Annotated in this window: 11 protein-coding genes and 2 pseudogenes; 7 read left to right on the top strand and 6 right to left on the bottom strand. The window is 73.1% G+C overall.

Features of this window, described 5'->3' with window-relative positions:
• Nucleotides 1–783: 783 nt before the first annotated feature.
• Nucleotides 784–2112, bottom strand: coding sequence for an IS200/IS605 family accessory protein TnpB-related protein (locus tag OG410_RS22055; RefSeq protein WP_443063778.1), 1329 nt, complete (start codon nt 2110–2112; stop codon nt 784–786).
• Entirely contained in the window at nt 2109–2681 is a 573-nt protein-coding gene (locus tag OG410_RS22050) for an IS607 family transposase (RefSeq protein ID WP_329300775.1), read from the bottom strand. Before OG410_RS22050 ends, OG410_RS22055 begins: the two co-directional genes overlap by 4 nt.
• Nucleotides 2682–2776: 95 nt before the next feature.
• On the opposite strand from OG410_RS22050, the gene OG410_RS22045 reads away from it, so the two are divergent.
• Nucleotides 2777–3337 (top strand): DUF4142 domain-containing protein, encoded by a 561-nt coding sequence (locus OG410_RS22045; protein WP_329300774.1) that lies wholly within the window; start codon nt 2777–2779, stop codon nt 3335–3337.
• Nucleotides 3338–3424: 87 nt separating this feature from the next.
• On the opposite strand, the gene OG410_RS22040 is transcribed toward OG410_RS22045, so the two are convergent.
• Nucleotides 3425–4060, bottom strand: coding sequence for a hypothetical protein (locus tag OG410_RS22040; RefSeq protein ID WP_329300773.1), 636 nt, complete (start codon nt 4058–4060; stop codon nt 3425–3427).
• 634 nt (nt 4061–4694) lie between these two features.
• Between OG410_RS22040 and OG410_RS22035 the strand changes: the two genes are divergently transcribed.
• The 3 genes from OG410_RS22035 (at nt 4695) to OG410_RS22025 (ending at nt 6577) form a co-directional block, all read left to right on the top strand.
• Nucleotides 4695–5039, top strand: coding sequence for a MerR family transcriptional regulator (locus OG410_RS22035; protein ID WP_329300772.1), 345 nt, complete (start codon nt 4695–4697; stop codon nt 5037–5039).
• Between the two features lie 102 nt (nt 5040–5141).
• On the top strand, nt 5142–5489 hold the full coding sequence (locus tag OG410_RS22030) for a hypothetical protein (RefSeq protein WP_329300771.1): 348 nt from the start codon (nt 5142–5144) through the stop codon (nt 5487–5489).
• Between the two features lie 92 nt (nt 5490–5581).
• Nucleotides 5582–6577 (top strand): NAD-dependent epimerase/dehydratase family protein, encoded by a 996-nt coding sequence (locus OG410_RS22025; RefSeq protein WP_329300769.1) that lies wholly within the window; start codon nt 5582–5584, stop codon nt 6575–6577.
• A gap of 147 nt (nt 6578–6724) precedes the next feature.
• On the opposite strand, the gene OG410_RS22020 is transcribed toward OG410_RS22025, so the two are convergent.
• A complete protein-coding gene (locus OG410_RS22020) occupies nt 6725–7819 on the bottom strand; it encodes a sensor histidine kinase (RefSeq protein WP_443063901.1) in 1095 nt (364 codons plus the stop codon).
• Nucleotides 7820–7833: 14 nt separating this feature from the next.
• Nucleotides 7834–8583 carry a response regulator transcription factor gene (locus OG410_RS22015; protein WP_329300767.1) on the bottom strand — a complete coding sequence of 250 codons (750 nt, stop codon included), beginning with the start codon at nt 8581–8583 and terminating at the stop codon, nt 7834–7836.
• Between the two features lie 313 nt (nt 8584–8896).
• Here OG410_RS22015 and OG410_RS22010 point away from each other — a divergent pair.
• From OG410_RS22010 to OG410_RS22000, 3 genes and pseudogenes are all read left to right on the top strand, one after another.
• Nucleotides 8897–9598: pseudogene (locus OG410_RS22010) on the top strand (glycosyltransferase family 2 protein); the annotation flags it as partial.
• A gap of 149 nt (nt 9599–9747) precedes the next feature.
• Nucleotides 9748–10356, top strand: a pseudogene (locus OG410_RS22005) (TIGR04282 family arsenosugar biosynthesis glycosyltransferase); the annotation flags it as partial.
• Between the two features lie 404 nt (nt 10357–10760).
• Complete coding sequence (locus tag OG410_RS22000; protein ID WP_329304198.1) at nt 10761–11633, top strand: class I SAM-dependent methyltransferase; 873 nt, start codon at nt 10761–10763, stop codon at nt 11631–11633.
• Nucleotides 11634–12108: 475 nt separating this feature from the next.
• On the opposite strand, the gene OG410_RS21990 is transcribed toward OG410_RS22000, so the two are convergent.
• Nucleotides 12109–13392, bottom strand: a complete 1284-nt coding sequence (locus tag OG410_RS21990; protein ID WP_329300765.1) for a molybdopterin-dependent oxidoreductase — start codon at nt 13390–13392, stop codon at nt 12109–12111.
• Between the last annotated feature and the right edge of the window lie 104 nt (nt 13393–13496).

Below are 13496 nucleotides of genomic sequence, written 5' to 3'. Positions count from 1 at the left end.
GGCCCGGAGCGGGTTCCCTCGCGCGGGCCTCGCCGACGAGCCCGGACGCCCGCTTCCGCCGCCGTCGGCCCGCCAACTGCCGGGCGGTGGAGCGAAAGTGAGGCGCGCGGGCGGGAGACGGGTGCGCCCGGTCCGGGGGCGTGGCCCGGTGTCCGTACGGCCCTGACGCCCTGGGCCGTTCGGCCCTATCGGCCCCGGGCGGCGAACTGATCTTCTGGCACGGCGGCCGGGTGCCCCCGCCCACGCGACTCCCGTTCCCCCGTACGGGAAGGGGCTGGAGCACCCGGTACGCGCCAAGAACGGCTTCGGCCGGTACGGACCGCACCGGACGAGTGAAGGTTGCCGAAGAACAGCCGGTCCGCAGGGAGGCTCAGTTGCGGCGCAGCTTCGTCACGATCTTCATGGTGCTGGCGATCGGCGGCACGATCGGCTCACTCGCGTACCCGGTGTTCTACTCGTACCGTTCCTAAGAACTGAGCGGGAGTGGGTCCTGTTGCCAGAACCCGTGCTCAGCCGCGTGTCCCGAACGGTGTTGGACACGCTGGTTCCCCGCTTTGACTGCACGGCCGGTCGCCGCCCTCTGGGGGCTGGTTCCGTACCGTGTCCGACGGGGTCCCTCGCGCTCCAAGGTGCCCGGTTCGGCCTGGACGTTCCGATGCCCGCCACCATCGCTCTGGTGGGTGCGGGGCGGTTTCGTCCGTCGCCGGATCGGGTGCCCGAGGGCGCGCCTTCCGATCGCGATGCCCGCCGTGTCGTGGCGGGTCATCGCACGTTTCTTGCTGGTCAGGGGGGGGTCTTCCAGTGCTCGGCGCCCCACTTGGAGGTGTACGCCGGGTCGACGGCGACCAGGGAGAGGCCGTGCTCGGCGGCCATGTTCACCAGCCGGGCCTTGACCTTGCCGCTGGGGATGCCGTGGATGAGTTGCCGGAACCGCTTGCGGCGACCGAACCTCTCGCGGGTCTTGCCGTCGGAGAAGTCGAGGTCTTCGACAGCGATCGCGGTGACGCCGGTCCGGGTGGCCCAGCGCAGCAACTGGCTGAGCGCGTGCCGCAACTGCGCGTCGCGGTGGTCCGCACTGCCGGTCAGGTCGTAGCGGAACCGCTGCGGGTCGCCGACCGGGTTGCCGTGCCGGTCGAGGCGGTACGCGGCGAAGTGGTCGGCGTTCGTGTCCACGCCGATCAGCCCGCCCGCCCGCGCCGCTTCCAAGGCGATGGCCTGCACGGCGGCGCGCTTCCACGAGGCGGTCAGATACCAGCGGCTCTTGGCCACGTCGTAGTGGATCTCGTACGCGATCGCCCGGTTCCCGGCGACACGGCCGGCCCACTCCGCGCCCCGATACCGGAAGGCGACGCGGCTGGTCAGGACGTACCGGCCATGCGGGCTGTTGGCCAGGTACTCCAGCGGCCTGGGCAGCTTGACGGAGACCTCGCCGTCCGGGGTGACGCGGATCGTTTCGTTCCCGAACCGCTTGCCCGACTCGCCGTCCGCGCTCAAGAACCAGCGGGCGGCCTCCCAGCGTTCCCGCCACCCGGTCTCGGTAAGACCGGCGGCGGCCAGGTTGTGCCGGTTGTTCGCGAGGCTCTTCCCGCCGCGCACGACGTGCACCTGCCCGGTCGCGATGTCCTCCTCCACCTTTGTGAGGCGGGCCTTGAGGATGTGGAGACGGCGGGACTTGTGGAACCACTCCGCCCTGGACCGGTAGCCGCCCGGCCTGCCTTTGGCACCCTTCTCCCCGACCGGGAGGGACAGACGGTGCATGAGCATGCGGATGCCGTCGGCGAGCTTGTCCCGGTACGCGAACTGGCCACGCCGGGCCAGGGAGTACTGGTCGTGGGTGCCCTTGGTGACGGCACCGGCCCAGCGGGACGACGACCTGACAGTCAGCTCCTGCTTGCGGGTGGCCCAGGTCTGGCCGGTGCGCTCGAAGCCGGCCCGCGAGTACAGGGCGAGGTCGGCGGTGGCGAGGCCGCCCATGTGGGCGCCGATGAGACGCAGGACCTCGTTGTCCTGCGGTGTGAGGTCTTTGAGGCGGTCGCGGATCGCGACGCCCGTACGGTCCTGGACCACGAACGGGCCCTGGACCGCACGCAACGGCTTCTTGCGCTCGCTCACTTCGCGGCCGCCTCAAGCGCCTTCCGCGCGCGGTTCCCCGCGGAGCGGCGTCCGTACAAGCGGGCGCAGAACGAGGTCAGGACCTCGGTCATGTCGCGGACCAGGTCATCTTCGACCTCGCCGTCATCGAGGATGACGAGGCGACGGCCATGCGCGGCCAGTGCGGCCTCGACGAGCTCGGTGTTCATCCACCCCAGGCGGTCCTTGTGCTCGACGACCACCGTGGTCACGGCCGGGTCGGCCAGCAGTCGGCGGACCTTCGCCCGCCCGCCGTTCATGCCCGAGGCGATCTCCGACTCGGCCCGCACCACCCGGTGCCCCGCCTTCGCCGCCCACTCCACCAGCCGCGCGGTCTGCCGCGCCAGGTCGGCCTTCTGGTCGTGGGAGGAGACCCGGGCGTACAGGCCCACGCCCCTGACGACATCGGCGACCTGGTTGGCCTCGATGTTCACCAGGATCGTGCGCGGGCCCACCCGCTCCGCAGGCACCGGCAGCGTTCCATCACGGAACCAGCGGCGCGCCGTCTGCGGATGGACGCCCTGAGCCTTCGCCCACTCGGTCAGATTCACAAGCCAGACCGTAGAAGCCACTCACTCATGAATGCTCATGATCGCTCGTTCTTCACTAGAACGAGTGCAGTTCAAACCCCCACCGTTTCGACGCGGTGAAGGCCGCCATCGCCGACCCCGGCCCCGTGGTGAGCACGCCCTGGGGACCGCTGAGCACCGCCGACCGCGACCTCGTGGTGCAGGTGGAGCTGGACGGCCTGTGGGAGATGTCCGCGGGCCGGCAGGCGATCGACAGGGCCCCCACGAAGGCCGTCAAGGAGGCGGGCGACCAGCTGGTGGCCGGCCACACCGACCTCGACAAGCGTGTCCGCGAAGTGGCCACCGACCTCGCCATCGTCCTGCCGACCCAGCCGACCGCCGAGCAGCAGGGCCGGCTCGCGCAGCTGACGGCGGCTCAGGACGGCGAGTACCGGACGCTGTTCGCGAATCTGCTGCGCGAGGAGCACGGCAGGATCTTCCAGCAGCTCGCCCAGGTGCGCAGCAGCACCCGCAACACGCTGGTACGGGAGCTGGCCACGGTCGCCAACCGGACCGAGCTCGGCCACATCTCGGCGCTGGAGAGGACGGGATACGTCGACTTCGACGCCGTCGCGCGCGGGGCGACGGCCTCTCCGGCCGCGGTCCCGACCGTGCTTCCGGTGCCGTCGTCGCCGTGAGCACCGGCGCCCCCGCACCGGCGGGGCGCACCGGCGGCCCCACACGGGCGGGGCCGCCGGGATCCGGGGGCGAAGAGGGCGGGCGGTTCAGCGCCCGAACAAGCAGTTTCCCCACGCGGTGGCCAGGGCGTCGGGAATCGCCGGGATGTCGCCGCAGCCGTGCGGACCCGCGGGGAGGCCGTCGCTCGCGATGTAGACCCAGCCGCCGCCCGAGTCGCGGAAGTACTTGATGGCGCCTCCCTCGTCCTGCATGCCCACGAGTTCCGCCTGCGTGGCGCCCGCGAACGGCTGGAAACGGGTGGCGGCGTAGCGGACGGTTCCGCACTGACCGTAGAAGAACGTGTGCGGCTCCGGCTCGATGTGCTGGAAGTGGGTGACGTCGTGCCGGTACATCCGGGTGACCTCGGTCTTCACCGCGTCACCGGCGGCCAGGTTGCGGCAGCCCGCGACGGCGGTGGCCGCGCGGCCGGCCGGGGTGGCGGTGGCCCGCTCCGGGGAGCCGGTGGCCGAGCCGCGCGACGGGGCGCTCGTGCCGGCGGGACTCGACGCGGGTGAGGCGGCCGGGGCCGGGGTGTCCTTCCGGACGGCCGCCGCGGCCGAGGCGGCCGCGGAGGACGTGGGGGTGCCGGCGGCGGAGCTGGTGCCCGCCGGGTCCTGGCACCCCGTCAGCAGCATGATCCCGCCCGCCAGCGCCAGCGCCGACGTACGTCTGAGACCCGACATGTCCCGTCCTCGTTCTCGACGACTTCGCCCGGCCGGCTCCCACCGGCCGTCCCGGTCCTCCCGACCGGCGAAGTCATGGTCACGACATGCGTGACCACGGCATACGGCCGTCGCTCGCCCGGCCGCGGATTCTGTCCCCCAGGACAGCACGGGACCGTCCGGCAGTTGCGGGGAGAAGGATGCGGGATGGTCTCGATTCCGTATACGGACCGTTCACCGCGGCGATCGCCGCGCACCCCGGAAAATCTGATCCCCGTGCGTCGCGAAACCTGTCTTTGTCACGGTAGACATCGAGCCGTGGCGTGATTAGGGTTTCTTGTACAGACAGCGTCGGTCCGGAGGAGAACGTCCCGGTCCGGCGAGTGATCGACACCGAGCCAAGGACGGAGGAAGCAGACGCCATCAGGATCGCGCGGCCCCGGAGCAGCACAGCCGGTACCGCAAAAACCCGGAATGGACGGTGGTTTCCGGTCACGGCATACACGATCCCCGCTCATCCGCCCCTCAGACGGGCCCGGTAGCGGAAACAGAAGGTCGGCTCCGCAGCGGAGCCGGCAGATGGTGTTCAATTTCCTTCGGGGCCCTGGTGCCGTACGGCAGCGGGGCCCCTCGACGCGTGCCATGACGAGGTGAAATGACAGCGGACACTCCACTCAGTGGTCGTCTCGACGACGACGACTATCCCGCGTACACGATGGGCAGGGCCGCCGAGATGCTCGGCACGACGCCCGGATTCCTCCGGGCCATCGGTGAGGCCCGGCTGATCACTCCGCTCCGCTCGGAGGGCGGCCACCGCCGCTACTCCCGCTACCAGCTGAGGATCGCCGCCCGCGCGCGGGAACTCGTCGACCGGGGGACCCCGATCGAGGCCGCTTGTCGCATCGTCATCCTCGAGGACCAGCTCGAGGACGCCCAGCGCATCAACGCCGAGTACCGGCGCGCCGCCCAGGCGGAACGGGAGGGATCCAGCGCCGGCTGAACACGACCCGGCGGTGACCTACCGGAACGTCCGGCCCGGTCGTCGCCCCCCGAACTCCCCGACGCGCCCCGCGCCGGTACGACGTACAGGAAGCGGCCGACCATGATGTACGACCAGACACGCGCCCAACAGCCTCCGGAGGGGCGGCCCGGTTCCGCCGGACGTCGTGCGTCCGGCCCGGAACCGCTGCTCGGGGCGGACGAGCGGGCCGACGTCACCCAGCGGCTGAACCACGCGCTCAACACGTTCGCGCACAGCCCGCTGGAAGCCCTGGAGGAGGCCGAGACCGCGTTCGACGAGGCCGCCGCCCAGCTCATGAGCGCCCTCACGGAACGACGCGGCGACCTCCACGCGGCCTGGCACGGCCAGGACCCCGAGACCCAGGGCGAGGAACTGCGCCACGCGCTGCGCCAGTACCGCGAGATCACCCAGCGGCTGCTGCGCATGTGAGCACGCGCGACGGTGCCCCGGGTCTTACGGTGCGGTGACGTGGTGGGCGTGGTGCTGTCGCCGGACACGGCGGCGGTCCTAGCGTGCGTTCCATGCGTGTACTGGTTACCGGCGGGGCCGGGTTCATCGGAGGTCGGATCGTCGCGGCCCTGCGTGCGCGAGGCCACGAGGCGGTCGTGTTCGACCTGCGGGACGGCCTCGACGTGCGGGACGCCGAGGCCGTCGCGGGGGCGCTGGACGGCGTGGACGCGGTGTGCCACCAAGCCGCGATGGTGGGGCTCGGCACCGGGTTCGGCGACGCCGTCGAGTACGTGTCGCGCAACGACCTCGGCACAGCTGTGCTGCTCACCGGGATGGCGGACGCGGGGGTACGGCGGCTCGTGCTCGCCGGGTCGATGGTCGTGTACGGGGAGGGGCGGTACGCGTGTGAGTGGCACGGGGTGGTCCGGCCGGGGCCGCGTGCCGTCGCCGATCTGGACGCGGGGCGCTTCGAGCCGCTCTGCCCGCGCTGCGGTGAGGAGTTGACGCCTGGCCTGGTGGGTGAGGACGCGCCGGTCGACCCGCGCAATGTGTACGCGACGACCAAGCTGGCCCAGGAACACCTCGCGGCGGCGTGGGCCCGTTCCACGGGCGGCACCGCGGTGTCGCTGCGCTATCACAACGTCTACGGGCCCGGGATGCCCCGCGACACCCCGTACGCGGGCGTCGCCTCCTTCTTCCGTTCCGCTCTCGCCCGCGGTGAGGCCCCGCGCGTCTTCGAGGACGGCGGACAGCGGCGGGACTTCGTCCATGTGCGGGACGTGGCCGCCGCCAACATGGCTGCCCTGGAGGCGGGTTCGCCGCACGGCTCGCTCGCCGTCTACAACACCGGCAGCGGCGAGCCCCGTACGGTCGGCGAGATGGCGCGGGCGCTGTCGGACGCGTACGGGGGCCCCGAGCCGGTCGTGACCGGGGAGTACCGGCTGGGGGACGTACGGCACATCACCGCGGACTCGGCCCGGCTGCGGGCAGATCTGGGCTGGAAGGCGGAGACCGGATTCACCGAGGGGATGCGGGAGTTCGCGACGGAGCCGTTGCGCGGCGACTAGTTTTCGGCGGCCGGGACGCGGGCCGCGACCTCGGAAGGCGAACGAACACCCCGGCCGGAAGGCCCGGGACCTCGCAGGGCGAACACCCCGGCCGGAAGCCCGGGGCCTCGGAAGGCGAACGCCCCGGCCGGAAGGCCGGGGCGTCTCTCACACCCCCGCCATCGGGAGGGTGACCTCGAAACGGCAGCCGCCGGGGACGTTGTGGACGGCTGCCATGCCCCGGTGCGCCTCAACGATCCCGCGGACGATGGCGAGGCCGAGGCCGGCTCCGGCGGGTGGTGTACGGGCGTGGGTCCCGCGCCAGCCGGTGTCGAAGACCCGTGGGATGTCCTCCTCCGGGATGCCTCCGCAGCCATCGGTGACGGACAGGACGACGCCCGCGGCCGAGCGTTCGGCGGCGACCGCGACCGTGCCGTCGGCGGGCGTACGGCGGATCGCGTTGACGAGGAGGTTGCCGAGCACCCGGCTCATCTCCTTGCCGTCCACCTCGACCGGCACCTGCTCGATGCGGTTCCCGACCAGGCGCACCCCGTACTCGCGTGCCAGCGGGTCCGCTCCGGCGAGGGCGTCACCGACGAGGTCGTACACGGAGACACGGGAGGGGGAGAGGGCGAGGGCGCCCGCGTGGATCCGGGAGAGTTCGAAGAGGTCTCCGACCATGCCGTTGAGGCGTTCCACCTCCGTACGCATCTGGCGCAGATAGCGGTTCGGGTCCGCCGCCACACCGTCCTCCAGGGCCTCGGACATCGCGCGCAGCCCGGCGAGCGGGGTGCGCAGGTCGTGCGAGATCCAGGCGACGAGTTCACGGCGCGAGGTCTCGAGGGCCCTTTCGCGGTCGCGGGACTCGGCCAGTTTGCGGCTGGTGTCCGCCAGTTCACGGCTGAGCGCGGAGAGTTCGGCGGTCGTCGGGCCCTCGGGAGCCGCGAAGTCGCCGCCGTCGCCGAAGGAGCGGGCGGCGAGGGTCAGCGCCCTGCTGCCGGCCACGACCCAGCGGCCCAGGAGCAACGCGGTGGCCAGCGAGACGACGGCCGCCATGGTGATGACCGTCGTGACCACGCTCAGGTCGTGCGGGGACAGGAACATCGCCCACGCCACCGCCAGCGTTCCCGCGAGCATGGCGCAGACGGCGACGGCGGCGACGACCGTGAGGGACGCGGTGAGCGAACGGCGCCGCAGGAGCCGGAGCGCGCCCACGCCGAGCAGGCCCGCCGCGGCGGCGCCCAGGAAGGCGAACAGGGCCATGACCAGTATGTCGTTCACGCGCCGGTCTCCTTCTCGGTCGTGGGATGTTCTCGTCCGGTCGGCCCGGTCGGCCCGGCCATCGCCTCCGTGTCGTCGAAGCGGTAGCCCACGCCCCAGACCGTCTGGATCAGGCGGGGCCGCGCGGGATCGTCCTCGACCTTGCCGCGCAGCCTGCGGACGTGGACGGTGACCGTCGACAGGTCACCGAAGTCCCAGCCCCACACCTCGCGCATCAGGTCCTCGCGGGCGTACGCGCGGCCGGGGTGCTTCAGGAAGAACGCCAGCAGATCGAACTCGCGCAGGGTGAGGGCGAGTTCGGTGCCGTTCTTGGTGGCGCGGCGGGCCGACGGATCGACGGCGAGACCGGCGGCGTGCAGCGGGCGCGCGGCGGGCACCGGCCGGGTCCTGCGGAGCACGGACTCGACCCGCAGGACCAGTTCCCGCGGGCTGAACGGCTTGGTCACGTAGTCGTCCGCACCGACCTCCAGGCCGAGGATGCGGTCGTCCTCGTCGCCGCGCGCGGTGAGCATGATGACCGGCACGGGCCCTTGGGCGCGCAGCCGGCGGCACACCTCCAGGCCGTCGATGCCCGGCAGCATCAGGTCGAGCACCACCAGGTCGGGCCGGTGTGCGGCGGCACGGGCGAGCGCGACGGCACCGTCCGCCGCCCGGTCCACGAGATACCCGGCGCGTTCGAGGTACCCGGAGACGACTTCGGCCACGGTCGGGTCGTCGTCCACGACGAGCACACGGGTGGCCGCCACGGAGACCGGAACGGACGCCGGAACAGACGCCGGAGAGGAGGCCGGCGCGGACGCCGGAAGGGGCCGCGGGGCGGGTTCCGGAGAAGGAAGCGCACCGGGGCCCGGGTGCGGGGCCGAAGCCGTCCCCGGATCAGGGTCCGAAGCCGTCCCCGGGCCCCCGTTCACGCTCGGGGCAGGTCCGGCACCTGGGGATTCGTGCGCTCGATGCATGGCTCCAGCGTCGCACCCGGCCGGGTCCGGCGTGGCTCGTCGGCGCCGACGTCCGAGTTTCGTAAGGACATGAAGTCCGGTTCATCCCTTTCGCGTTCGTAAGGTGAAGGCCGTGACGACCTTTCCCGTACCGGACCCGGACGTCGACGTGGTCCTTCCCTGTCTGAACGAGGCCGGCGCCCTGCCCTGGGTGCTCTCCCGGATCCCGCCCGGCTGGCGCGCGCTGGTCGTGGACAACGGCTCCACGGACGGCTCCGCGGAGCTGGCCCGCGCGCTGGGCGCCACCGTCGTGCGCGAGGAGCGCCGGGGGTTCGGCGCCGCCTGCCACGCCGGGCTGACCGCCGCGACCGCCGACATCGTCTGCTTCTGCGACTGCGACGGTTCCCTCGACCCCGCCCTGCTCCTGCCGTTCGTCGCCGAGGTACGGGCCGCGGAGTCCGACCTCGTGCTCGGCCGGCGCCGGCCCCAGGAGCGCGGCGCCTGGCCCGCGCACGCCCGTGCGGGCAACATCGCGCTGGCCCGGATGCTGCGGCGCCGCACCGGCCTGCGCCTGCACGACCTCGGTCCGCTGCGCGCGGCCCGCCGCGAGGCGCTGCTCGGCCTCGGGCTCACCGACCGGCGCAGCGGCTACCCGCTCCAGATGGTCGTCCGCGCCGCCGACGCCGGCTGGCGCGTCGCCGAGCACGACGTGCCGTATCTGGCGCGTACCGGCGTCTCCAAGGTCACCGGCACCTGGCGCGGCACCTGGCAGGCGGTACGGGACATGCGCCGCGTCCTGGCCGAACCGCCCCCGCCCGCCCGGGCGCACGACCTGGTCCCGTCCTCCGGCGGGGCCCGGACCGAGGCGCGGCCCGAAGCGCGGCCCGAGGCGCCGACCGGAGTACCGGCCGGAGCCCAGGTCACGGCGCCGCCCTCGGCGTCCGCTCCCGCACCGTCCCCAGGAGGAACCGTCCAGTGAGCGTCACCCTGCTCGTCATCGCCAAGGAACCGCGTCCCGGACGGGTGAAGACCCGGCTCACCCCGCCCTTCACCCCCGGGGAAGCGGCCGAGCTGGCCGAGGCGGCCCTCGTGGACACCCTGCGAGCGGTGGCGGCGACACCCGCGCGGCGGCGGGTCCTCGTGCTCGACGGGGAGCCCGGCCCCTGGCTTCCGGCCGGCTTCGACGTCGTACGACAGTGCGCGGGCGGTCTGGACGAGCGGCTGGCCGCGGCGTTCGCGGACTGCGACGGGCCCGCGCTGCTCATCGGCATGGACACGCCTCAGGTGACACCCGCCCTCCTCACGGTGGACTTCGCGGACTGCGACGCGTACTTCGGGCCGGCCGACGACGGCGGCTTCTGGGCGCTGGGTCTCGCCGAACCCCGCCCGGAGCTCCTGCGGGGCGTACCGATGTCGACGAGCACGACGGGGGCCGCACAACGGTCACGTCTCGTCGGAGCCGGGCTGCGGGTGCGGGATCTGCCCCGTCTGCGGGACGTCGACACGGCCGCGGACGCGACGGCGGTCGCGGCGGCCGCGCCCGCGGGGGTCTTCGCGGCGGAGCTGGGCAGGCTCAGGACGGCGACCACTCCGGTCCCGGGGCAGGTTCCCGGACGGACCGTGGGCCTCACCCCGGACCGGACCACGGGGCGGGCGACCGGATGGAACGAGGGTTTCGTCGCCGGGCTCAAGGCCGTACGGGCGGCCGGAACAGGCACCGGGGGCCGGGACACCGGCCCCGTCTCCGGGCGGCGGGGGGCCGGGCGATGAGCGGCGTGGGGAGAACAGTCGCTCGGGGTTCCGGCACCGCACGGAGCTCCGTACCCGTCCCGGGTACCGGGAACGGCACCGGGACGGGAGCCCGGACGGGCGTGCGGGTCGAGACAGGGGCCGCGGCGGGGACGGGAACCCTGCCCGGGAACGGAAGCGGGAACGGAAGCGGGAACGGAAGCGGGAACGGAAGCGGAGGGGGACCCGGAACAGAGGCCCTGTCCGGGCGGGCCGCGCGCTCATGGGCCGCCGATCCCTACGCGGAGGCGCTGGGCGCCGGCCGGGGGCCGCTGTTCCTGCGGCGGACGGACGGCTGGCTCCTTCCCCTGGAGGTGGAGCGCTGGTGCGCTCGCGCCGACGCGGTGGACCTCCAGCTGCTCGCGTACTGCGAGGGCGCCGTGCTCGACGTGGGATGCGGTCCGGGACGTCTGGTCGCGGAGCTCGCGGCACGCGGAAGGCCCTCGCTCGGCATCGACGTCAGCGAGGCCGCCGTGGCCCGCACGGTACGGCTCGGCGGCCGGGCGCTGCACCGGTCGGTCTTCGAGCAGTTGCCCTCGGAGGGCCGCTGGGGCACCGTCCTCCTCGTCGACGGCAACATCGGCATCGGCGGCGACCCGGCCGCCCTCCTGCGCCGTACGGCCGAACTCCTCGCCCCGGGCGGCCTGCTGATCGCCGAGACCGTGGCGGGCGCGGACATCGACGAACGCGTCGACGTCCGCATCGTCCGCGCCGCGCACCCCGACGACGCCCACGACGCCGACTACCCGGACAGCACCGACAGCGGTGCGGCCGGGAGCGGGAACGCGGGCGAGGCCGGCGGCCGGGGCACGGCCGGCGACCGGGCCGCCTTCCCGTGGGCCCGGGTCGGCACCCCGGCCCTGCTCCGGCACGCGGCGCGTGCCGGATGGCGGGCCGACGCTCAGTGGGCGGCGGGTGGACGGTCCTTCGTGGCCCTGCGCAACGGGCCACGGCGGGAGGCCCGCAGGGACCGCAGGGCGAGCAGAGCCGCGGACCCGGCGAACAGCGCCGCCGTGATCAGCAGCCAGCGTGCCGCGAACCCGTCGGCCGGCAGGGCGGTCGCCGACCGGTAGCGGTCGGCGATCTGCCCGCTGATCAGCGGGAACCACACCAGCAGCAGGAGACCGGAGAGAGCCGCCGGAACACGGACGTACATCGTCAGGTCCCGGTGGCCCCTCGCGTCCAGCGTCTTCGAGACGGCCCGGTCCGCGACGGCGTACAACGGCACGAGCACCAGGTCGTGCAGCACCGCCGCGCCCACGAACCAGAGGGCCACCCGGGACCAGTCGCCCGCGAGGAGCCGCACCCCGGCGTAGCCCGCCAACGCGAACGAGCAAGCGAACAGCAGCAGTTGGAAGGGGCTGCCGATCAGGTCGCGGCCGGGCCGCCGACGCGCCGCCGAGAGCAGCGCCTCGAACCGCCGGCGCGGCGCCAGTCGTCGCGGCGCGGGCCGTCGCGGTTCTGGTCCTCCGGGTTCAGAGCTTCCCGGTTCAGAGCCTCCGGGTTCAGAGTTTCCGGATTCAGGGCTTCCCGGTTCAGGGCTTCGCATCACAGGTCTCCGAACGTCATCCGGGCCACCCACTTGGTGTTCAGCACGCCGGGCGCGGCCGGAACGATGACCCGCGCCGGGTAGCCGTGATCGGGGGTCAGGTCCTCGCCGTTGACGAACAGCGCGAGCAGGGAACGCTGATCACGCACCTGGTTGTCCCGCAGGGCAGCCACCCGGAACGCTCCGCGCCGCTGGAGCGACTCCACGAGCACATCGGGGGCCGCGTCCGCCTCGTAGCCGACGAGCGCCGCCAGGTCCCGCAGCCGCACACCCCGCCACCACTGGTCGGACGTCGACCAGCCCTCCACGCAGGCGATGGGCAGCGCGGCACTGTGCAGGGGGAGCCGCCGGAGGTCGGCGCGGCTCAGCCGGACCGTCCGGCCCTTCCCCGTGACGACCAGACGCCAGGCCTCCTCACCGGTCTCGGCGGCGGTGACACCGCGGGACGCGGCGGTCTTGTTGATCTGGAAGCCGCCCGGTCCCGAGCCCGGTTCGGCGCCGCCGTGCGGGGCCAGCAGCGCCGTGTCGCGCAGCGGCCCGTCGAAGCCTTGGCCCGCCGTGGTGGCGGTCAGCAGCAGAGCTCCGCCTCCGACGAATCCGAGGGCCCCGCGCCGCGAGACCGTGGGCGGCAGCGGGTCCGGTGACACCAACTCGTCCTCGGGACGCGCCGGTTCATCCGTGCCGGGCGACGAGCCCGGCGGCTCGGGCAGCGGGCCGGGAGTGCGCATGCGGCGCAGATTGCGCAGGGCCGCCGGCACCCGCAGGACCGCGTGCGCGACGAACGCCGCCATGAACACCCAAGCCCCGTAGAAGTGCAGGGTGTAGAAGGAGCCGGGGAAGACGTAGTCGAGCTGGATGTTGAGCACGCCGGTGGTGAACTCGAAGAGCGCGCCGCCGACCAGAAGGAGCAGCGAGAGCCTTTCCAGGGCGTGCGCGAGCGAGCGGGCCGGGGGCAGCGCGAACAGTTTCGGCACGACCGACCACAGCTTCGCCAGCAGGACGGGGATCAGCGCGATGCCGAGCGTGACGTGGACGCCCTGGGTGAGGCGGTACAGCCAGACGGGGCCGGTCGGCCAGGAGAAGAGGTAGAACCCGAGGATCCCCTTGTCGGGGGTCTTGTCGTTCACCGGCGAGAGGTTCGGGTTGTAGGCCGCGTACGACAGAAGTCCGGTCACGAACAGCACCGTGATCCCGACGAGCAGCACCACACCCAGCACGGAGGTGAACCAGGGGCCGCGCAGCGGGCTGCGCCAGAACGCGGGGGACGAGGGAGACCGTGGCATGCCCCGACCGTAGGCCTGGGGCACCCCCCGAACGGGTTCTCAAACCATGACGAAACTCTGACGTCCACCTCAGTGGCCCCTGTCTGCGGGGCCTCCCGGCCTAG

Origin of the sequence: Streptomyces sp. NBC_00659 (genome assembly GCF_036226925.1) — a bacterium.
Taxonomy (GTDB): Bacteria; Actinomycetota; Actinomycetes; order Streptomycetales; family Streptomycetaceae; genus Streptomyces.
The sequence above is the reverse complement of the archived record's forward strand: the minus strand, read 5'-3'. Positions and strand labels throughout refer to the sequence as shown.